Below are 20876 nucleotides of genomic sequence, written 5' to 3'. Positions count from 1 at the left end.
CACCCCCGGCGGGCCGGGCCTTGGCCACGGCACGGGCGCGGCGGCCCTCCAGCCATTCCCGCGCCCAGTCCGCCGGCTCCCCGGCCGGCACCGCGGCGTCGTCGGACGCGCGGAGCAGCAGCAGGCCCAGCGCGTGCTTGCACGGAAACTTGCGGCTGGGGCAACTGCACCGGTACGCGGGCCCGGTGGTGTCCACCACCGTGCGGTACGGCTTGCTCCCGCTGCCCTTGCACAGCCCCCACACCGCACCCGTCGCGTCCCACCCGGTCTCCGACCAGGAACCGGACGCACAGAGCTTGTTCCCCGCCTTGCGTGAGGCGTCGTCAGGAGCCAGGGCCAGGACCTGCTCCACCGTCCAGCGCGCGGCCGAGGCAGCGGCTCCCAAGGGTTCTCCCCCGTCAGTCAGCAGCATGCCAACGACGTTAGGACGCCCCACTGACAATCGCCCTGACCTGCGCAGACACCGATTGTCAGTGCCATGGTGCACGGTGGAACCACATCCGGCCGACCGATCCGTCGACCGATCCGGAGGGGGAGATCCATGACCGTGTCCGAAACCACCGAAGCAAGCTCCGGCGAGGCCCTGCGCCCGCACGCCGAGGACGCATTCGCCGGCGAACTCAAGGCGCTCGCCGCCGCCGACGACCGCCCCAGGCCCGAGCGCTGGCGCCTGTCGCCGTGGGCCGTCGCCCTGTACCTGCTCGGCGGGACGCTGCCCGACGGCACCGTCATCACGCCCAAGTACGTGGGCCCGCGCCGCCTCGTCGAGGTCGCCGTCACCACGCTCGCCACCGACCGCGCCCTGCTCCTCCTCGGCGTCCCCGGCACCGCCAAGACCTGGGTCTCCGAACACCTGGCGGCCGCCGTCAGCGGCGACTCCACGCTCCTCGTGCAGGGCACGGCGGGCACCCCGGAGGAAGCGGTCCGCTACGGCTGGAACTACGCGCAGCTGCTCGCCCACGGCCCCAGCCGCGACGCGCTGGTGCCCAGCCCGCTGATGCGCGCCATGTCCCAGGGCATGACCGCCCGCATCGAGGAACTGACCCGCATCCCCGCCGACGTGCAGGACTCGCTGATCACGATCCTCTCGGAGAAGACCCTGCCCCTGCCCGAACTGGGCCAGGAGGTCCAGGCGGTGCGCGGGTTCAACGTCATCGCCACCGCCAACGACCGCGACCGCGGCGTCAACGAGCTGTCGAGCGCCCTGCGCCGCCGGTTCAACACCGTCGTCCTGCCGCTGCCCGCGACACCCGACGCCGAGGTGGACATCGTCTCCCGCCGCGTCGACCAGATCGGCCGCTCGCTCGACCTGCCGCCCGCGCCGGACGGCCTCACCGAGATCCGCCGCGTCGTCACCGTCTTCCGCGAACTGCGCGACGGCGTCACGGCCGACGGCCGCACCAAGCTCAAGTCCCCCTCGGGCACGCTGTCCACGGCCGAGGCCATCTCCGTCGTCACCAACGGCCTCGCCCTCGCCGCCCACTTCGGCGACGGCGTGCTGCGCCCCGGCGACGTGGCGGCCGGCATCATCGGCGCCGTCGTCCGCGACCCGGCCGCCGACCGGGTGATCTGGCAGGAGTACCTGGAGACCGTGGTGCGCGAGCGGGACGGCTGGAAGGACTTCTACCGCGCCTGCCGGGAGGCGTCCGCATGACCGGCACCCGCACGGCGGGGCCGCTGCTGCTGGGCGTCCGGCACCACGGCCCCGGCTCGGCCCGCGCCGTCCGCGCCGCCCTCGACGAGACGCACCCGCGGGCCGTGCTCATCGAGGGCCCGCCCGAGGCCGACACGCTGCTGCCGCTCGCGGCCGACGAGGAGATGCGGCCCCCGGTCGCCCTCCTCGCCCACGCGGTGGACGACCCCGGACGGGCGGCGTTCTGGCCGTTCGCCGAGTTCTCCCCCGAGTGGATCGCCATCCGCTGGGCCCTCGCCCACGACGTCCCCGTCCGCTTCATCGACCTGCCCGCCGCGCACTCGCTGGCCATGGCCGAGACGGACCGGGACGGCGCAGCCGAGGACCAGGAGGACGGGGAGAGCGGCGAACCGTCCGCCCCCGAGCCCGCCACCGCCCCCGTCGACCCCATCCGGGTGCTCGCCGAGACCGCCGGGTACGACGACCCCGAGCGCTGGTGGGAGGACGTCGTCGAACACCGCGTGCCCGGCAGCGGCGAGGCGGCGGGCCCGCTCGCCGCGTTCGCCGCCCTCGGCGAGGCGATGACCGCGCTCCGCGAGGCGTACGGGGACGGCGGACATCCCAGGGACGCCGTGCGCGAGGCGTACATGCGCCTCCAGCTGCGGGCCGCCGCCAAGGAGTTCGGCGACGACTTCGCGGTGGTCTGCGGCGCCTGGCACGTCCCCGCCCTGCGCACGCGGACCACGCTCACCGCCGACCGGGCCCTGCTCAAGGGCCTGCCCAAGGCCAAGGCCGAACTGACCTGGGTGCCCTGGAACCACCGCAGGCTGGCCCGGCACAGCGGCTACGGCGCCGGCATCGAGTCGCCCGGCTGGTACGAGCACCTGTTCACCGCGCGGGACCGCCCCATCGAGCGCTGGATGACGAAGGTCGCCGGACTCCTGCGCGACGAGGACCGGTTCGTCTCGTCCGCCCACGTCATCGAGGCCGTCCGGCTCGCCGAGACGCTCGCCGCGATGCGCGGCCGGCCGCTCGCCGGGCTCAGCGAGACGACCGACGCCGTCCGGGCCGTCATGTGCGACGGCTCCGACATCCCGCTCGCCCTCGTCCACGACCGCCTCGTCGTCGGCTCCACGCTCGGCGAGGTCCCCGACACGGCCCCCGCCGTCCCCCTCCAGCGCGACCTCACCCGGCTCCAGCGCTCCCTGCGCCTCAAGCCGGAGGAGGGCGAGCGGGACATCGAGCTGGACCTGCGCAAGGACACCGACGCCGCTCGCAGCCGCCTGCTGCACCGGCTGCGTCTCCTCAGCGTCGGCTGGGGCGAACCGGCCACCGGCCGCAACAGCACCGGCACCTTCCGGGAGAGCTGGCGGCTGCGCTGGGAGCCCGAGCTGTACGTACGGGTCGCGGAGGCGGGCGTCTGGGGCACCACCGTGCTCTCCGCCGCCACCGCCCGCGCCGAGTCGGACGCCCTGGCCGCCACCGCGCTCGCCGAGGTCACCGCGCTGGCCGAGCGCTGCCTGCTCGCCGACCTGCCCGACGCCCTGCCCGTCGTGATGCGGGCCCTCGCCGACCGCGCCGCGCTCGACTCGGACGTGGGCCACCTCGCGGACGCCCTGCCCGCCCTCGCCCGCACCCTGCGCTACGGCGACGTCCGCTCCACCGACACCACCGCCCTCGGCGAGGTCGCCGCCGGCCTCGCGGAGCGCATCTGCGTCGGCCTGCCGCCCGCCTGCACCGGGCTCGACGCCGAGGGCGCGGAGGCGCTGCGCCGCCAGGTGGACGGCGTGCACACGGCGATCGGCCTGCTCGCCGGCTCCGTCCCTTCGAGCGCGGACGGGCTGCGGACGCGGTGGCGCGCCGTGCTCCACAAGCTCACGCTCCGGGACACGGTCGCGGGCGTCATCCGGGGCCGGGCCGCGCGCCTCCTCCTGGACGACGGCCACCTCGCCCACGACGCCGCCGCCCGGCTGATGGGCCTCGCCCTCTCGCCGGGCACCCCGCCGGCCGACGCCGCCGCCTGGATCGAGGGCTTCGTCGGCGGAGCGGCGGGCGGCGGCATGCTCCTCGTCCACGACGAGCGGCTGCTCGCCCTGGTCGACTCCTGGCTGACCGGCGTCCCCGCGGACACCTTCAACGACGTACTGCCGCTCCTGCGCCGTACGTTCTCGGCGTACGAGTCCGGCGTACGGCGCACGCTGGGCGACCTCGTCCGGCGCGGCCCGGTCGCGGGCGGTGCGGCGGGGAACGGCTCCCCGGCGGGCGCGGCGGCGACGGCGCCCGGCTTCGCCCCGGTCCTGGACACCGCCCGGGCCGACGCGGTGGTCCCGGTCGTGCGCCTGCTGCTCGGCCTGGACGCGCGCCCGGAGCCCGGCGCCCCCGCCCACCACGACGACCCGCACCTGGGGGAGACGGCATGACCACGCCCACCTGCAACCCGGCCACCGGCAACCCGCCCACCGACGGCCCGGCCCTAGACACCCCGCCCAGCGGCGCCACCGGCACCGCCCAGGACGAGCGGCTGCGCCGCTGGCGCATGGTGCTCGGCGCGGACAGCGAGGAGAGCACCGGCCGCGCGCTCACCGGCCGCGACGCCGCGATGGACCAGGCCCTCACCGCCCTCTACGGCAGCGGCGGACGCAACGGGGGCCGCGGCAACGGCGGACGCTCCGCCGGGCTCGGCGGCTCCGCGCCCTCCGTGGCCCGCTGGCTCGGCGACATCCGGACGTACTTCCCCAGCTCCGTCGTCCAGGTCATGCAGCGCGACGCCATCGACCGCCTCGGCCTCTCCGCCCTCCTGCTCGAACCGGAGATGCTGGAGGCCGTCGAGGCCGACGTGCACCTCGTCGGCACGCTGCTCTCCCTCAACAAGGCCATGCCCGAGACCACGAAGGAGACCGCGCGCGCAGTGGTCCGCAAGGTCGTCGAGCAGCTGGAGAAGCGGCTCACCACCCGCACCCGCGCCACGCTCACCGGCGCGCTGGACCGGTCCGCCAAGGTCAGCCGGCCCCGTCACCACGACATCGACTGGGACCGCACCATCCGGGCCAACCTCAAGAACTACCTGGAGCTGCCCGGCGGGGACGGCGCCGGGACGGTCGTACCCGAACGGCTCATCGGCTACGGGCGGGCCGCGCAGTCCGTGAAGAAGGACGTCATCCTCTGCATCGACCAGTCGGGCTCGATGGCCGCCTCCGTCGTCTACGCGTCGGTGTTCGGCGCCGTCCTGGCCTCGATGCGCGCCCTGCGCACCCGGCTCGTCGTCTTCGACACGGCGGTCGTCGACCTCACCGACCAGCTGGACGACCCGGTGGACGTCCTGTTCGGCACCCAGCTCGGCGGCGGCACCGACATCAACCGCGCCCTCGCCTACTGCCAGTCCCGGATCACCCGGCCGGCCGAAACGGTCGTGGTGCTCATCAGCGACCTCTACGAGGGCGGCATCCGCAACGAGATGCTGAAGCGGGTCGCGGCGATGAAGGCGTCCGGTGTGCAGTTCGTGACCCTGCTCGCCCTGTCCGACGAGGGCGCCCCGGCCTACGACCGGGACCATGCGGCGGCCCTGTCCGCGCTGGGTGCCCCGGCCTTCGCCTGCACCCCGGACCTGTTCCCCGACGTCATGGCCGCCGCGATCGAGAAGCGCCCCCTGCCGATACCCGACAAGGAACCCGTCTGAGCTGCCGCCCACGGCCCCACCAGGGGGAATCTGTGACCGTAATCACCGTCCCCGTGTGATCTGCGATTTAGGGTCACGCGGGACGCGGGGATAACCTGCGAGATGGACATGCCGCGTATCCGGTCACCGTGTGCGCTTCCCCAGTGACACCGCAGTCACGTTGCCCCTCGCGGCACGCCCACGCAGAAAACCAACCGCGAGACCATTTGACAAGGGACGGACGCGCGTGGACCTGTTCGAGTACCAGGCGAGGGACCTCTTCGCCAAGCACGGTGTACCGGTGCTGGCCGGTGAAGTCATCGACACGCCTGAGGCAGCCCGCGAGGCGACCGAGCGGCTGGGCGGCAAGTCGGTCGTCAAGGCCCAGGTGAAGGTCGGCGGCCGCGGCAAGGCCGGTGGCGTGAAGCTGGCCGCCAACCCCGACGAGGCGGTCGCCCGCGCGACCGACATCCTCGGCATGGACATCAAGGGCCACACGGTCCACAAGGTGATGATCGCCGAGCTGTCCCCGGAGATCGAGGCGGAGTACTACGTCTCCTACCTCCTCGACCGCACCAACCGCACCTTCCTGGCCATGGCCTCGGTGCAGGGCGGCATGGACATCGAGGAGGTCGCGGAGAAGACCCCCGAGGCCCTCGCCAAGGTCCCGGTCAACGCCGTCGACGGCGTCACGATCGAGAAGGCCCGCGAGATCGTCGCGCAGGCGAAGTTCCCGGCCGACGTCGCCGAGAAGGTCGCCGAGACCCTGGTCACCCTGTGGGACACCTTCGTCGCCGAGGACGCCCTCCTTGTCGAGGTCAACCCGCTGGTGAAGACCAAGGACGGCCGCATCCTGGCCCTGGACGGCAAGGTCTCGCTCGACGAGAACGCCGACTTCCGCCAGCCCGGCCACGAGGCCCTCGAGGACAAGGCCGCGGCCAACCCGCTCGAGGCCGCCGCCAAGGCCAAGAACCTCAACTACGTCAAGCTCGACGGCGAGGTCGGCATCATCGGCAACGGCGCCGGTCTCGTCATGTCCACCCTGGACGTCGTCGCGTACGCCGGTGAGAAGCACGGCAACGTGAAGCCGGCCAACTTCCTCGACATCGGTGGCGGCGCCTCCGCCGAGGTCATGGCCAACGGCCTGGAGATCATCCTCGGCGACTCGGACGTCAAGTCCGTCTTCGTCAACGTCTTCGGCGGCATCACCGCCTGCGACGAGGTCGCCAACGGCATCGTCCAGGCCCTCGAACTGCTCAAGACGAAGGGCGAGGACGTCTCCAAGCCGCTCGTCGTGCGTCTCGACGGCAACAACGCGGAGCTGGGTCGCAAGATCCTCTCCGACGCGAACCACCCGCTCGTTCAGCGCGTGGACACCATGGACGGCGCGGCCGACAAGGCCGCCGAGCTCGCCGCGGCTGCGAAGTAAGGAAGAGGGACTCAGACCACCATGGCTATCTTCCTCACCAAGGACAGCAAGGTCATCGTCCAGGGGATGACCGGCGCCACGGGCATGAAGCACACGAAGCTCATGCTGGGTGACGGCACCAACATCGTCGGCGGTGTCAACCCGCGCAAGGCCGGCACGTCCGTCGACTTCGACGGCACCGAGGTTCCCGTCTTCGGGACCGTCGCCGAGGCGATGGAGAAGACCGGCGCCGACGTGTCCGTCCTCTTCGTGCCGCCGGCCTTCGCCAAGGCCGCCGTCATCGAGGCGATCGACGCCGAGATCCCGCTCGCCGTCGTGATCACCGAGGGCATCGCCGTCCACGACTCGGCCGCCTTCTGGGCGTACGCCGGCTCCAAGGGCAACAAGACCCGGATCATCGGTCCGAACTGCCCCGGCCTGATCACCCCCGGCCAGTCCAACGCCGGCATCATCCCGGGCGACATCACCAAGCCCGGCCGCATCGGTCTCGTGTCCAAGTCCGGCACGCTGACCTACCAGATGATGTACGAGCTGCGCGACATCGGCTTCTCGTCCGCCGTCGGCATCGGTGGCGACCCGGTCATCGGCACCACGCACATCGACGCCCTCGCAGCGTTCGAGGCGGACCCCGACACCGACCTGATCGTGATGATCGGCGAGATCGGCGGCGACGCCGAGGAGCGTGCGGCCGACTTCATCAAGGCCAACGTCACCAAGCCGGTCGTCGGCTACGTCGCGGGCTTCACCGCCCCCGAGGGCAAGACCATGGGCCACGCCGGCGCCATCGTCTCCGGTTCCTCCGGCACCGCCGCGGCGAAGAAGGAGGCCCTCGAGGCCGCCGGTGTGAAGGTCGGCAAGACCCCGACCGAGACCGCCAAGCTGGCGCGCGAGATCCTCGGCGCCTGACGCCGCCCGCCGCGCCCGCGCGCGGCAGCGCGTCACCGTACACACGACGCGGGCCCGTCCCCCAGCCGGGGGACGGGCCCGCGTCGTCGTACGCCGGCCGGCTCAGCCTGCTTCGGGAATCAGCCGGGCCGGGCCGCGGAACAGCTCGTCACCGAGCTTCTCGCGCAGCTTCACGTCCTGCGGCGACAGCTTCTGCGGGCCGCCGACCGGGGGCACCCCGCCGACCTTCTGGGCCGGCGCCGGAGGCGTCTCGTACTTGCGGGGCGCCGTCGCCAGCGTGATCAGCGTCAGCCCGACGATGAGCACCGTGAACGCGATGGCCGCCCTGGCCCACAGCTGCGCCTTGCGCTCACTGCCCGTACGGAGCAGCTCCGGCACGGGCAGCGGGGCGGCGGGCCCGCTGTGGGCGAGCGTGCCCAGCCGCTCGTGGATCAGGGCCGGCTCCGCCACCTCGGGCAGCCGCTCGGCGACGGCCGCCCGCGCGGTCATGAGCCGTCCGGCCGCCGCCCGCGTGCTCGCCTCGGTCTCCGCCGCCGTCTCCGGCAGCCCCAGCCCGACGCCGTCGTGCAGCACCAGCGTGCGGCGGTACGCGGGCGGCAGCTCCAGCAGCGCGTCGAGCAGGGCCCGCGAGGCGGGCGCCTCCGGCGGCGGGTCGAGCCGCCGGTGCTCCCGGTTGAGCCGCCGCCACGGGGAGATCGCGTACTCGTACGCGGCCGCCCGCACCCACCCCACGGGGTCGCGGTCCACCGCGACCTTCGGCCAGCGCTCCCATGCCTGCTCGAACGCCTTCACCACGGCCGCGCGGGAGAGGGCCCGGCGGCCGGTGAGCAGATACGTCTGCCGGTACAGGGCCCCGGCGGCGAACCTGTACAGCGCGTCGAACGCCTCGGCAGGGGCGCCGGCGGCGGTGTCCTCCGGGGCGACGGCGGGAGGGGCAGCCGGCTTCGGCGGTTCGGCCACCGTGACGGGCGGGGCCTCCACGGGTTTCACTGCGTCCACGCGCGGCACCACGGGGGCCGGCTGCGAGGTGTCCGGCACGGCGACTTCCGGCTCCACGGCTTCCGGTTCTGCGGGGTCGATCACCGGGGCCTCCGGCACCACGGCGTCCGGCTCCGCGACCTCCCGCACCACGGCGTCCGGCACCCCCGCCACCCGGGTGGCGGGGGCGTCGTCTTCCGTGCCCAGGAGCAGGCGGGCGTACGCCTCCCGTTTGCGGCCCCGGGGGGTGGTCCGGCCCGTCTCCCAGGCCCGTACCGTCGCCCGGGTGACGCCCACGGCCGCCGCGACCTGGTCCTCCGTCAGCGACTTCGCCTTGCGTAGTCTGCGCCGTTCCTTCGGCGAGGGGAGCGGTGGCGCGGCAGCGGTTTCGGACGTGCTCTGCGTCATGAGGGCCGCCCAGGCGACCCACACCGGGTGAAAAAGTACATAAACGTATATTGATCGACACCCCGGCTGTTCGCCCGTTACACGGATTGAGCGCGTGTCGTTGGGAGCATGACCGCGTGACCCAAGTGACCGAACGCAGCCCGTCGTTGTTGACTCCGCAGCAGGCGGGGCCGGCCGTGCTCGTCGCGGCGGCGCTGCGCGGCGCGCTCGCGGCCGGGCTCGGGCTCGGCTCGCTGGCCGTGCTCGTCGCCGCGCTCTGGATCAGCTCCCCGGCGCCGGACAGCGGCCCCGGCGAGGCGTTCCACGCGGCGGCGGCCCTGTGGCTGCTGGCCCATGGCGCCGAGCTGGTCAGGACCGCGACGCTGACCGGCGCCCCGGCGCCCATGGGAGTCGTCCCGCTGCTGCTCGCCGCGCTGCCCGTGTGGCTGGTGCACCGGGCGGCCAGGGACGTCCTCGAACCGGACGAGGGGCGTGTCGCCCCGTCACCCGGCGCCGCGTTCGCCCTGGTGACGGGCGGATACCTGCTGGTCGGCGGGGTCGTCGCCGAGTACTACCCGTCGTCCACCGCCCAGTCCGTCACGGAGATCACCGCGCCCCGGGTCACGGTCCTGTCCTCCGGCAACGCGCTGCCCGCCCCGGTCGTGCTGGACGCGGACGCGCTGCCGTCCAAGTACGTGCCCTCGGCCGGCGGCGGCTCGATCGACGCGCTGCCCCTGGAGCCGTCGGCCTACGCGCTCGACCTGTACGAGTCCCTGGAGGGCAGCCGGGTCGAGATCGCCGACACCCGGGTGACGGGCGCGACGACCAAGTACCGCGAGGTGTGGGTGACGGTCGCTCCGGAGCAGAACCCGACGGAGCGCGGCGGCACGCTGTACGCCTCCTACACCGACCAGAACGCGGGCCGGCTCAAGGTGCTGTCGCTGGACCCGGCCTCGCCCGTGCCCACCGCGAACGTGGGTGACGTGCTGTCCGGCACCACCGCGGGCGTCCTGGACTACGACTCGTACGGCGGCTACAACGTCCAGGCCACCGCACTCGGCACGCTCACCGACCACCACCTGCGGCGCGAGGTCACGCGCAGGCAGAAGGGCAAGGAGCTGGCGGTCGCCACGTACAACGTGGAGAACCTGGACGCGCTGGACGACCAGGCGAAGTTCGACACGCTGGCCGAGGGCGTGGCGGTCAACCTGTCCTCGCCCGACATCGTGTCCCTGGAGGAGATCCAGGACGACAACGGCGCGGTGAACGACGGCACGGTCGGCTCCGAGGCCACGCTGCAGCGGTTCACGGACGCGATCGTCGCGGCGGGCGGGCCGCGCTACTCCTGGCGCTACGTCGCCCCGCAGGACGGGAAGGACGGCGGCGAGCCCGGCGGCAACATCCGCAACGTCTTCCTCTTCAACCCGGACCGGGTGGACTTCGTGGACCGCGCGGGCGGCGACGCGACGACCGCCGTCGAGGCCGTGCGCACCCGCAAGGGCGTCGCGCTCTCGGTGTCGCCCGGCCGGATCGCGCCCACCAGTGACGCCTGGGACGACAGCCGCAAGCCGCTGGTCGGCGAGTTCCGCTTCCACGGACGGTCCGTCTTCGTCGTCGGCAACCACTTCGCGTCCAAGGGCGGCGACCAGCCGCTACACGGCCGCTACCAGGAGCCGAAGCGCGGTTCCGAGACCAAGCGCGTACGGCAGGCCGAGGAGGTCAACACCTTCGTCAAGTCGCTGCTCGCGGCGGACAAGTCGGCGCAGGTCGTGGTCCTCGGCGACCTCAACGACTTCGCGTTCTCGCCCACCGTCGGCGCGCTGACCGCGGGCAAGGTCCTCAAGCCGCTCATCACCACGCTGCCGCAGAACGAGCGGTACAGCTACGTGTACGAGGGCAACTCGCAGACCCTGGACCACATCCTGACCAGTCCGGGGGTGCGCCGCTTCGACTACGACGTGGTGCACATCAACGCGGAGTTCGCCGACCAGGCGAGCGACCACGACCCGCAGATCGTCCGCATCGACGTGCACGCCCCGCACCCCGGCAACGGGCACGGACACGGGCACGGGCACGGGCACCGCTGACCCGGCGCACGGGCGGGCGGGCGGTCAGCCGCCCGCCCGTGGCAGGGCCCGGTCCGCCGTCCCGGCGCGCGGCCGGGGCAGCGGGGCGACCGGCCGCAGCGCGGGGGCGTCCTCCAGCGGCCGGTCGGTCATGAAGCGGGCCACCAGGTCCGCCACGTCGTCGGGGCGCTCCAGCACGACCCAGTGGTCCGACTCGCCGATGGTCAGGAAGCGGCTGCCCTCGATGGTGGCGGCGAAGGCCCGCTGGTGCTCGGGCGCGGTCACGGTGTCGTGCTCGCCGGCGAAGACGAGCGCGGGCACCCCGCTGAGCCCGCCGGAGAAGTCGGGGCGGTGCTCCAGCGACCGGCGCAGCGACCGCTCGGCGTGCGGTGAGTGGGTGAGCGCCTGCACGAAGGAGCGGCGTACGTAGCGCAGGGCGAGGTCCCTGCGGTGGACCGGGCGGTCCGGGTCCAGGCACATCAGCGCCTCGGCGGTGAGCCGGGCCAGTCCCGTCACGTCCCCGGTGTCGAGCCGGTCGACCGCCCGGCCCCAGTCGTCGCGCTGGGCGTCGGTGATGTGCGACGGGACGCCGCCGAGGACCAGGCGGGCGACGCGGGCGGGGTCGTGCCGGGCGCAGGCGAAGGCGATCGAGGTGCCGTAGGAGAAGGCGTAGAGGTTGACCCGCCGTGCGCCGAGGTCGTCCATGACGGCGGTGACGGCGGCGCGCAGCAGGTCGTCGCCGGTGCCGGGCGGCAGCGGGTCGGCGCCGCCCATGCCGGGCAGGTCGGCGGTGACGACGGTGGCGTGCGGGCCGAGGTGCTCGTCCATCTGGGGCCAGCCGTGGATGCCCTGGAGGGCGCCGCCGAGGACGACGACCGGTTCGGTGCGCGCGCCGGGCCGGAGCAGGGCGCGGTAGCGGAAGCGCAGCCCGTCCACGGTGAGGGTGCGGATGATCTCTTCGGTCATGGTCCGTGGGGCCCCGGTCACCTGGTGAGGACGAGGGCGGCGTTGTGGCCCCCGAAGCCGAGCGAGGTCTTGACGGCCGCGTGGATCGCGGCGGGCCGGGCCTCCTTGCGCACCACGTCGACGGGGATGTCCGGGTCGGGGGCGTCGAGGTTGACGGTGGGCGGGACGAGCTGGTGCTGGAGGGCGAGGACGGTGAGCGCGGTCTCGATGCCGCCGGCGGCGCCGAGGGTGTGGCCGGTCATCGCCTTGGTGGAGGTGACGAGGGGGTGTTCGCCGAGGACCCGGCGCAGCATGACCGCCTCGATGAGGTCGTTGGCGACGGTCGAGGTGCCGTGGGCGTTGACGTGGCCGATGTCGGCGGCGTCGATCCCGGCGTCCGCGAGGGCGGTGCGCAGGGCGCGTTCGATGCCGAGCCCGTCGGGGTCGGGGGCGACGGCGGAGTAGGCGTCGCTGGAGGCGCCGTAACCGGCCACGCGGGCGAGGACGGCGGCGCCCCGGGCGCGGGCGTGTTCGGGGCGTTCCATGACGAGCAGTCCGGCGCCCTCGCCGACGACGAAGCCGTCGCGGTGGGTGTCGAAGGGGCGGCAGGCGGCCTGCGGGTCCTCGCGGCGGGTGGAGACGGCCTTGAGCCGGCAGGCGCTGGCGATCAGGAGCCGGGAGCAGACGGATTCGGCGCCGCCGGCCACGACGATGTCGCACGCTCCGGTGCGCAGCATCTGGTGGGCGGTGCCGATGGCGACGGTGCCGGAGGAGCAGGCGGTGGAGACGGCCTGGCTGGGGCCGCGGGCGCCGAGGTCGGTGGCGACGCTGCTGGCGGCGCCGTTGACGACGGCGAGCGGGGCGAGCTTGGGCGAGACGCGGCGGGCGCCGCGTTCGGTGAGGGCGGTGTGCTGCTCGTCGTAGAAGGGCAGGCCGCCGTGGGCGGAGCCGATGACGACGGCGACCCGGCCGCCGTCCCAGACGGCGGGGTCGAGTCCGGCGTCGGCGACGGCCTCGCGGGCGGCGATGACGGCGAGGTGCGCGAAGCGGTCCATCAGCCGGTGGGCGGCGACGCCGAGGACGGCGCGGGTGTCGAGGTCCTGGACGCTGTACATGAAGTCGCAGGGCAGGTCGCGCAGTTCGGGCCGGTGCGGGACGCAGGGGGCGGTCGCGGGGTCGTTGACGGCGCGCCAGGTGGCCTCGGCGCCGACGCCCGCCGAGGTGACGAGGCCGATCCCGGTGACGGCCGCGGCGAACGGCTCCGGGCGGTACGGGGCGGTCACGCGGCGGCCTTGCGATGGACGGCCTCGACGAGCTGGCCGACGGTGTCGCGGGAGGTGAGCTGGACGTCGTCGAGATCGACGTCCAGCCGGTCCTCGATCAGGAGCCGCAGCTCCTCCAGCGCCAGGGAGTCGAGGCGGAGCTGCCGCAGGGGCACCTCCGGGCGGATCGCCAGGGGGTCGGTTCCGAAGTTGGCGGTCAGCAGGGTGCTGATCTCGTCTGCCGTGCTCATGCTCATCGGGCACTTCTCCGCTGTCGTGACGCGGTGACGCCTTGCCGCGTGAGATGTGGGTGCCATCGGGGACGCCGGCCGGTCCGGAGTTCTCTGTTATACGCCCTGGCGGCGGCGGGTCCGGGCCGCGTTCCCCCGTGCGGTGGGCTCCTGCACGGGTGTACGAATCCTTGGGGGCGCGCGAGGTGCGCGATCGGTCAACTCCATTGGAGTGAACCGGAGTTCGCCACGTTCCAGAATGATTGTCATATCTTCGATCGCTCCCTATCGTGAGCAGGCTTCGCGGCCGCCCGGCCCGCCCCTCCGGGGCCGGGGCCGTCTCCCCTCCCCCACAGAGCAGGAGCAGGAATGCCGACTCGCGCCGCCGCCCGTACGGGCCCCAGGGCCTCCCTCCTGGCCGTCCTGACCGCCACCGTCCTCGCCGCGACCGGCACCCCCGCCCTCGCGGCGCCGGACCCCGGCCACCCGCTGGACCGGGCCTTCGCACGGGCCGCCGAGGAGTTCGACGTACCGCGTGACCTGCTCGCCGCCGTCGGGTACGGCGAGACCCACCTCGACGGCCACGCCGGACGCCCCAGCCAGGCGAACGGGTACGGCGTGATGCACCTGGTCAGCAACCCCGCCCACCACACCCTGGAGCGGGCCGCCGACCTCACCGGCGCCCCCCTCGCCGCCCTGCGCTCCGACGCCGCCGTCAACGTCCTGGGCGGCGCGGCGGTGCTGCGCGGCTACGCGGACGCCCTCGGGCTCGACGCGCGGGACCGCGACGACATCGACGCCTGGTACCCGGCCGTCGCCCGGTACGGGGGCGCCGAGGGCCCGGCCGCCGCGCTCTACGCGGACACCGTGTACACCTTCCTGGCGGACGGCATCGACGCGCTCACCCCGGACGGCGAGCGGATCACGGTGACCGGGCGGCCGGTCTCCCCGGACAAGGCCGGGACCGCCGCCCCCGATCCCTCCGTCCGCAGCGCCGACTACCCGTCGGCGCTCTGGGTTCCGGCCGACCCGAACAACTACACCCCCGGCCGGACCGCGACCGTCGACAAGGTCGTCGTCCATGTCACCCAGGGCTCGTACGCGGGCACCATCAGCTGGTTCCAGAACCCGGCGTCCGTGGTCAGCTCGCACTACGTGGTGCGCTCGTCGGACGGCCAGATCACCCAGATGGTGCGCGACGCCGACACCGCGTACCACGCGCGCAGCGCCAACGCCTCGTCGCTCGGGATCGAGCACGAGGGCTTCGTGGACGACCCGACCTGGTTCACCGACACGATGTACCGCTCGTCCGCCGCGCTGACCGCCGCCCTCTGCGACAAGTACGGCATCCCGAAGGACCGGTCGCACATCATCGGCCACAGCGAGGCCCCGGGCAACGACCACACCGACCCCGGCCCGCACTGGGACTGGGACCGCTACATGGAGCTGGTCGACGGCACCGGGGCGGGCGACGGGACCGGCGACGGGCTGAGCTTCGCCGCGTACGCCACCCAAAGGGCCGGCTCGACGGGGCCTCAGGTCACCGCCGTACAGCGGCTCCTGAACGCGCAGGGCTACCCGGCGGGCGAGGAGGACGGCGTCTTCGGAACGGCCACCGAGGGCGCGGTGAAGTCGTTCCAGACGGCGCGCGGCCTGGACGCGGACGGGATCGTGGGCGCCCGGACCTGGACGGCGCTGCTCTCCGCCGGCACCACGCCGGAGCTGGCCGAGGGCGCGGCGGGCGAGGACGTGAAGCGGGTCCAGCGCGCGCTCACCGCCGCGCTCGGCTCCGCGGTGGAGGCCGACGGCAGCTTCGGCCCGGCGACCGGGACCGCGGTGCGCTCGTACCAGACGAGCCGCGAACTGACGGCGGACGGGATCGTGGGGCCGGACACCTGGGCGGCGCTCCAGGCGGGCCGCTGACGGACCGCCGGGGCCCCGGCCGCCCGGCCCGCCGCCGGGTGCCGGGGCCCGTCAGCCCCGGTCGCGCTCGTAGCGCAGTTCCACCACCCCGCTGCCGAAGGTGCGGGTGCCGAGGAGCCGGAGGGCGGTGCGGGTTTCCTCGGTGGGGAACATCGGCTTGCCCCGGCCGATGAGGACCGGGTGGACGTAGACGCGGTACTCGTCGATCAGGTCGAGCGCCGCGAACGAGGCGGCGAGGCCGGCGCCGCCGAGCGCCAGATCGCCGCCGGGCTGCTCCTTGAGCGCCCGCACCTCGTCCGGGACGACCTCGCGGACGATCGTGGTGTTCCAGTCGGCCCGCTCCAGGGTCCGCGAGTACACGTACTTGGGGGTGTCGCGCCAGATCGCGGCGAACTCGGCCACCGTGCCCGCGTTGGCCGGGTCCTGGTCGGCGGTGGGCCAGAAGTCCGCCATCAGCTCATGGGTGACCCGGCCGTCCAGCATGCCGCCCATGCCGGCGAGCTGGTCGTTGAAGTAGCGGTGGAGCTCCTCGTCGACGACGTGCCAGTCGATCTCCCGCCGAGGGCTCTCGATGAAGCCGTCGAGGGACATCGACATCCAGTAGACGATCCTGCGCATCGCACACCTCACCGGGCGGTCGCGGGGACGGGGGTGAACCGCACCCGACGCTACCGGGCGGCGCGGCTTGACGCGGGAACGGCGCGGGCCGTAGGAGTCGGGGTATGAGAGTCGGAGAGGCGCGCGCCGCGGCCGCGCACTGGGTGACCGCGCACGCCCGCCCGCGACCGGACTACCGGGGGGCGTACTTCAGCGGCTCGACGGTCGGGCTCCCGGACGACGCGGAGCTGCCCTCCGCCTCCGACGTGGACGTGGTCGTGGTGACCGCGGGCGGCGAAGCGCCCGCGAAGCCCGGCAAGCTCCGCCACCGGGGCGCCCTGCTGGAGATCACCTACGAGCCGATGGCCCTGCTGGACGACCCGGAGGCGGTGCTGGGCGCGTACCACCTGGCGGGCGGCTTCCGCCGGGACACCGTCATCGACGACCCCACCGGGCGGCTGCGCGCCCTGCACGCGTACGTCGCGCCGCGCTTCGCCGAGCGGAGCCGGGTGCGCCGCCGCTGCCTGGACGCCCGGCACCGCGTCGAGGACCGGCTCGCCGCCCTCGACCCCGGGGCGCCCTACGCCGCGCGGGTGCTGGGCTGGCTGTTCCCGACCGGGGTGACCGCGCACGTCCCGCTGGTCGCCGCGCTGCGCAACCCGACCGTCCGGCTGCGCTACCCGGCCGTGCGCGAGGTGCTCGCCGCGTACGGGCAGGACGCGCTCTATCCGCGGCTGCTGGCGCTGCTGGGCTGCGAGGAGGTCTCCGCCGGGCGGGTGCGCCGCCATCTGGACGCGCTGGCCGAGACGTTCGACGCCACGGTCCCCGTCGCGCGCACGCCGTTCTTCTTCAGCGGCGACCTCACCGCCGGGGCGCGGCCCGTCGCGATCGGGGGCAGCCGGGAGCTGGTGGACCGGGGCGAGCACCGGGAGGCGGTCTTCTGGATCGTCGCGACCTTCGCGCGCTGCCATCTGGTGCTGGCCGAGGACGCGCCCGCGCTGCACGCCGCCCGGCTGCCGGCGTTCCGCGAGGCCGTCGCCGACCTCACCGGCATCGGCTCCACCGGGGACCTGCTCGCCCGGCGCGACGAGGTGCTGCGCTTCGTGCCCGAGCTGTGGGCGGCCACCGAGAAGATCCTGGCCGCCCAGCCGGAGATCCACGGCTGAGGCGCGAGCGGCCGCCCACCCGTTCCCGGATGGGCGGCCTTGCGCGCGGGCTGTCAGCGGGTCACTTCAGGCCGAACGCCCGGATGATCTCCTGGTCCACGGAGAGACCGCCGCCTGCCTCGGCGTGCGCCTTGAGGGAGACCGCGGCGGCCCCCTTCTTCGGCGTCCTGAAGCGGGCGGTCCAGGAACCGGCCGCGTCCTTCCGGAGCTGCACCGGGCTCCAGCTCCTCCCGTCGTCGTAGCTGACCGACAGGGACGCCTTCGTCGCCTTCACGGCGCCCTCCAGCCACTCCTGCGTGGTGGAGGACAGGCCGATCTCCGTCCACTTCCCGGCCCGGACGTCCCCGGCCAGGTCGGTGTCCACGGCGTAGTCCAGCTGGAGCATCGGGATGTCCACCTGGTACGGCCCGTCCGGGTCGTTGGCGCCGGACACGAAGGTCCACTCGGAGTGCGTGCGCACGGACGTCTTCCAGGTGTCCGCGTCGCGCGAGGCGTCGAGCACCAGCCGGTAGGGCAGCTTCTCGGCGGGCAGGTCCCCGACGTAGCCGGCCCGGCCGGGCGACTCGTCGAGCAGCGTGTCGCCCTGGTAGACCGCGACCTTGCCGGTCTCGTACTCCTTGTCCGGCATGGAGCCCGAGTGCCCGGCCCCGCCGTCCGTCCAGGGGGTGATGTTGTACTGGATGTCGCCCCACTGCGTGCGGGCCGGGCCCCAGTAGCCGGTGCCCAGGCGCGGGCGGGTGACGGGCGCGAACCAGGAGGTGCGGGTGGTGCTGCCGGCCCGGTGGTCCATCTCGCCGCTGCGCTGCTCCAGCACGGTGTCCGTGCCCTCCGCGTTGTACTGGGCGTGGTTCTCGTACCAGAACGAGGCGCCGGGCAGCGGGGTGACCCACTCGGTGCGGGTGGCCGGGTACTTCTCGTACTCGGCAAAGCCGACGCCGGGCCCGTAGTCGGGGATGTCGTAGCGGTAGCCGCCGCCGACGACCTCCCGGTGGCCGTAGAAGGTGTTCTCCACCTTCGCCAGCTGCCGGGCGGAGGGGGCGAAGGCCAGCGAGCGGTCCGGGACCGCGCCGTCGTGACGGTCGACCAGGTCGTAGACGTAGCTCGCGTACTTGTGCTGCTCGACGGTGACCTTCCCGCCGCGCCGGGCGGTCTCGATCAGGTCCTCGCCGGCGATCCGCTGCACGGTGGCGACGGGCAGGGCGAGCGTGGTGCCGTACTCGCCGTAGGACTCCATCAGCCGGCCGTCGCCGCGGTTGACGACGAACAGCGCCTTCGCGCCGGCGGCGACGGCCGCGGCGACCCGGTCGGCCGGGGCCACCGTGTCACTGCTGCGGATGACGACCGCCTTGCCCTTCGCGTCCACGTTCAGGTAGTCGGCGGCGGAGCCGTCGCCGGCGAAGACGCTGCGGAGCTTGGCGCGGCTGTCCTCGGCGACCGGGGAGCCGTTCTGCACGGTGACCGGGACGTCCCGGCCGCCGGCGGTCAGGTCGATGAGCTTCTCGCCCTGGCGCCAGCGGGTCAGGAAGGAGAAGTCGCCCTTGGTCACCTTCTCGGTGGGGCTCGCCCACAGCTGGTCGTAGACGAGCGGGATCTGGTAGGCGTCGCGCTGCACGGTGCCGTCGGGGGCGGTGCGTGCCATGTCGTAGCGCAGCTGCCGGGTCTCGGTCTCCTGCGGCGTGCGCACGCTGACCTTGCGGGCCTTCGACGCGTCGAGCGTGACGGTGACCGGCTCGTCCAGGACGATCTCGGGGGCGGCCAGGAAGGCGAGGGCCCTGGAGTCGGCGGTGTCGCCCTTGACGTCGGCGGCGGTCCAGGCGGTGTAGTCGCCCGGCGGCAGCCTCAGCGTGGTGTCGCCGGACACCTGGACCGGGGCGAGGTTCTGGTCGCCGAGGGCACCCAGGATGACGGTGCCGTCCATCGGCTCGCCGTCGCGGTCGCGCAGCCGGAGCGTGAGGTCGTACAGCTCCCGCTCCTTGTTCAGCGCGAATCCGGTGTGCGCGACGACCGCGCCGGAGGCATCCTTGGCGAGGACCTGCCCGGAGAAGGTGGTGCCCGCCTCGGTCTTCGACGGGTCGAGCGCGAGGACCGCGTCGGCGGTGGCGCCGGCCGGGACGGTCAGCCGCTTCGGGGACAGCGTGTACGCGTCCGAGGCGGTGTCCGTCGCCAGGTCCAGGGTGACGTCGGCGTCGCCCGTGTTGCGGTAGGTGACGGTCCGTTCGGCGACCGGGTCCGAGGCGCTGTGCGGCCAGTCGTAGGCGGCGACCGGGACGGAGCCGGTGGCCTCGATCGTCGTGTCGATGGCGGCCTTCACGTCGAGCCGGCCGGTGCCCTGCTCGTACGGGGTGTAGTCCGGCAGCACCTTCGACGAGGTCATCAGCGCGTCCTTGACCCGCTGCCCGCTCCAGTCGGGGTGGCGCTGCTTGACGATGGCGGCGGCGCCTGCGACGTGCGGGGTGGCCATCGACGTACCGGACATCGCCTGGTACATGCCCTCGATGCCGGGGACGGACTGCGAGGCGGCGGCGTTGATGTCCACGCCCGGCGCGGACAGGTCCGGCTTCAGGCCGTAGCTGCGCACCAGCGGCCCCATGGACGAGAACTCGGCGCGGCCGTCCCGCTTGTCGACGGCGGCGACGGTGAGCGCCTTCTCGGCGGAGCCGGGCGCGCCGATGGTGCCCGCCCCGTACGCGTTGCCGGCGGCGATCACGAAGAGCGGGCCGCCGTCCGCGGAGAGGGCGTCGACGGCCTGGGCCATCGGGTCGGTGCCGTCGTCCGGGACGGGCGAGCCGAGGCTCATGGAGACGACGTCGGCGCCCTCCGCCCTGGCCCACTCCATAGCCTCGATGATCCCGGAGTCGGCGCCCTCGCCGCCGTCGCTCAGGACCTTGCCGACGAGCAGGTCGGCGGCGGGGGCGACGCCCTTGTTGGCGCCGTCGGACGCGGCGCCGGAGCCGGCGATGGTGGAGGCGACGTGGGTGCCGTGGCCGTTCTTGTCGTCCACCTCCTCGCCGGGCACGAAGCTCCTGGTCCGCAGGATGCGGTCCTTGACGTCCGGGTGGTCGGCGTCGATGCCGGTGTCCAGGACGGCGACCGTGATGCCCTTGCCGTCGTAGCCGTCGGCCCATGCCTGCGGGGCGTTGACCTGCGGCACCGAGTCCTTGAGCGCGGCCTCGACGCGGCCGTCGAGCCAGAGCTTGGCGATGCCGTTGTCCAGGGAGCGGGCGGTCGCGGTGCGCGCGATGTCGTTCCAGAAGGAGCGCGCGGTGTCCTTGCCGGCGGTGAGCGCGGCGCCGTGGATGGACTCCAGCTTCCGGACGGCCTTGCTGCCGCGCGGGGCGGCGGGCAGCGAACGGGCCTTGGCGGCGGGGTAGGTGGCGATCAGCGGGATGCCGCCGGTCTTCTCGTCGTCGTAGCCCATCGCGGCGAGCGCGGAGACGTTGAACAGGCGGCGGTCCAGCTTGCCGGCCGCGAGCAGGCTCCGCGCCTCGTCGGGCAGGACGTAGACGTCGTCCCCGGCCTGCTGGACGTGGACGCCGCCGGTCGCGCCCTCGGGGCGGTCCACGGTGACGGTGTCCCGGTCGCCCGCGCCGTCCGTGTAGTGGACGACGTCGCCGGTGACCAGGGTGATGTCGTAGCTGTGGACGGCCGCCCCGGCGGGGCCCGTCGCGGTGGGGGCGGGGGCGGGCGCGGCGGCCGCGG

The 20876-nt window shown here is 73.9% G+C and carries 15 protein-coding genes; 8 read left to right on the top strand and 7 right to left on the bottom strand.

What is annotated here, in order from left to right:
• Window positions 1–412: SWIM zinc finger domain-containing protein (locus tag MHW47_RS16365; RefSeq protein ID WP_239223997.1), on the bottom strand; the 412-nt coding region annotated here is incomplete at its 3' end.
• 129 nt (window positions 413–541) lie between these two features.
• Here MHW47_RS16365 and MHW47_RS16360 point away from each other — a divergent pair.
• The 5 genes from MHW47_RS16360 (at window position 542) to sucD (ending at window position 7623) form a co-directional block, all read left to right on the top strand.
• A complete protein-coding gene (locus MHW47_RS16360) occupies window positions 542–1654 on the top strand; it encodes an AAA family ATPase (RefSeq protein ID WP_239223996.1) in 1113 nt (370 codons plus the stop codon).
• Complete coding sequence (locus tag MHW47_RS16355) at window positions 1651–4053, top strand: DUF5682 family protein (protein ID WP_239223995.1); 2403 nt, start codon at window positions 1651–1653, stop codon at window positions 4051–4053. Before MHW47_RS16360 ends, MHW47_RS16355 begins: the two co-directional genes overlap by 4 nt.
• A 116-nt stretch (window positions 4054–4169) precedes the next feature.
• Window positions 4170–5309 carry a VWA domain-containing protein gene (locus MHW47_RS16350; RefSeq protein ID WP_239223998.1) on the top strand — a complete coding sequence of 380 codons (1140 nt, stop codon included), beginning with the start codon at window positions 4170–4172 and terminating at the stop codon, window positions 5307–5309.
• Between the two features lie 226 nt (window positions 5310–5535).
• Window positions 5536–6717, top strand: coding sequence for an ADP-forming succinate--CoA ligase subunit beta (gene sucC / locus MHW47_RS16345; RefSeq protein ID WP_239223994.1), 1182 nt, complete (start codon window positions 5536–5538; stop codon window positions 6715–6717).
• Between the two features lie 21 nt (window positions 6718–6738).
• Window positions 6739–7623 carry a succinate--CoA ligase subunit alpha gene (gene sucD, locus MHW47_RS16340; protein ID WP_239223993.1) on the top strand — a complete coding sequence of 295 codons (885 nt, stop codon included), beginning with the start codon at window positions 6739–6741 and terminating at the stop codon, window positions 7621–7623.
• Between the two features lie 102 nt (window positions 7624–7725).
• On the opposite strand, the gene MHW47_RS16335 is transcribed toward sucD, so the two are convergent.
• Window positions 7726–9009 (bottom strand): helix-turn-helix domain-containing protein, encoded by a 1284-nt coding sequence (locus MHW47_RS16335; protein WP_239223991.1) that lies wholly within the window; start codon window positions 9007–9009, stop codon window positions 7726–7728.
• 116 nt (window positions 9010–9125) lie between these two features.
• Here MHW47_RS16335 and MHW47_RS16330 point away from each other — a divergent pair, with 116 nt between their 5' ends.
• A complete protein-coding gene (locus MHW47_RS16330; RefSeq protein WP_239223990.1) occupies window positions 9126–11075 on the top strand; it encodes a DUF6350 family protein in 1950 nt (649 codons plus the stop codon).
• 24 nt (window positions 11076–11099) lie between these two features.
• Here MHW47_RS16330 and MHW47_RS16325 read toward each other — a convergent pair whose 3' ends face one another.
• From MHW47_RS16325 to MHW47_RS16315, 3 genes are read right to left on the bottom strand one after another with little or no spacing between them, the layout of a single operon-like run.
• The gene (locus MHW47_RS16325; protein WP_239223989.1) at window positions 11100–12020 is read right to left on the bottom strand and encodes an alpha/beta fold hydrolase; all 921 of its coding nucleotides are present in this window, start codon (window positions 12018–12020) and stop codon (window positions 11100–11102) included.
• Between the two features lie 17 nt (window positions 12021–12037).
• Window positions 12038–13282 carry a beta-ketoacyl synthase gene (locus MHW47_RS16320; RefSeq protein WP_239223988.1) on the bottom strand — a complete coding sequence of 415 codons (1245 nt, stop codon included), beginning with the start codon at window positions 13280–13282 and terminating at the stop codon, window positions 12038–12040.
• On the bottom strand, window positions 13279–13512 hold the full coding sequence (locus tag MHW47_RS16315) for a phosphopantetheine-binding protein (RefSeq protein ID WP_239223987.1): 234 nt from the start codon (window positions 13510–13512) through the stop codon (window positions 13279–13281). The genes MHW47_RS16320 and MHW47_RS16315 overlap by 4 nt, the downstream gene beginning before the upstream one ends.
• A 348-nt stretch (window positions 13513–13860) precedes the next feature.
• On the opposite strand from MHW47_RS16315, the gene MHW47_RS16310 reads away from it, so the two are divergent.
• Complete coding sequence (locus MHW47_RS16310; protein ID WP_239223986.1) at window positions 13861–15414, top strand: peptidoglycan-binding protein; 1554 nt, start codon at window positions 13861–13863, stop codon at window positions 15412–15414.
• A gap of 51 nt (window positions 15415–15465) precedes the next feature.
• On the opposite strand, the gene MHW47_RS16305 is transcribed toward MHW47_RS16310, so the two are convergent.
• Entirely contained in the window at window positions 15466–16032 is a 567-nt protein-coding gene (locus MHW47_RS16305; protein WP_239223985.1) for a dihydrofolate reductase family protein, read from the bottom strand.
• 104 nt (window positions 16033–16136) lie between these two features.
• Here MHW47_RS16305 and MHW47_RS16300 point away from each other — a divergent pair, with 104 nt between their 5' ends.
• The gene (locus tag MHW47_RS16300) at window positions 16137–17177 is read left to right on the top strand and encodes a hypothetical protein (protein ID WP_239223984.1); all 1041 of its coding nucleotides are present in this window, start codon (window positions 16137–16139) and stop codon (window positions 17175–17177) included.
• Between the two features lie 61 nt (window positions 17178–17238).
• Here MHW47_RS16300 and MHW47_RS16295 read toward each other — a convergent pair.
• On the bottom strand, window positions 17239–20876 hold a 3638-nt coding region (locus tag MHW47_RS16295), incomplete at its 5' end, for a S8 family serine peptidase (protein ID WP_239223982.1).

It is taken from the genome of Streptomyces sp. OfavH-34-F (assembly GCF_022347745.1).
Lineage (GTDB): Bacteria > Actinomycetota > Actinomycetes > Streptomycetales > Streptomycetaceae > Streptomyces.
Note: the sequence above shows the minus strand (reverse complement) of the source record. Positions and strands in the feature narration are given on the sequence as shown.

Excerpts from the sequence above, each read along its gene's own strand:
- MHW47_RS16305 (WP_239223985.1), bottom strand. The coding sequence starts at position 16,032 with ATGCGCAGGATCGTCTACTGGATGTCGATGTCCCTCGACGGCTTCATC.
- MHW47_RS16315 (WP_239223987.1), bottom strand. The coding sequence starts at position 13,512 with ATGAGCACGGCAGACGAGATCAGCACCCTGCTGACCGCCAACTTCGGA.
- MHW47_RS16360 (WP_239223996.1), top strand. The coding sequence starts at position 542 with ATGACCGTGTCCGAAACCACCGAAGCAAGCTCCGGCGAGGCCCTGCGC.
- MHW47_RS16355 (WP_239223995.1), top strand. The coding sequence starts at position 1,651 with ATGACCGGCACCCGCACGGCGGGGCCGCTGCTGCTGGGCGTCCGGCAC.
- sucD (WP_239223993.1), top strand. The coding sequence starts at position 6,739 with ATGGCTATCTTCCTCACCAAGGACAGCAAGGTCATCGTCCAGGGGATG.
- MHW47_RS16300 (WP_239223984.1), top strand. The coding sequence starts at position 16,137 with ATGAGAGTCGGAGAGGCGCGCGCCGCGGCCGCGCACTGGGTGACCGCG.
- MHW47_RS16350 (WP_239223998.1), top strand. The coding sequence starts at position 4,170 with ATGGTGCTCGGCGCGGACAGCGAGGAGAGCACCGGCCGCGCGCTCACC.
- MHW47_RS16325 (WP_239223989.1), bottom strand. The coding sequence starts at position 12,020 with ATGACCGAAGAGATCATCCGCACCCTCACCGTGGACGGGCTGCGCTTC.
- MHW47_RS16335 (WP_239223991.1), bottom strand. The coding sequence starts at position 9,009 with ATGACGCAGAGCACGTCCGAAACCGCTGCCGCGCCACCGCTCCCCTCG.
- MHW47_RS16310 (WP_239223986.1), top strand. The coding sequence starts at position 13,861 with ATGCCGACTCGCGCCGCCGCCCGTACGGGCCCCAGGGCCTCCCTCCTG.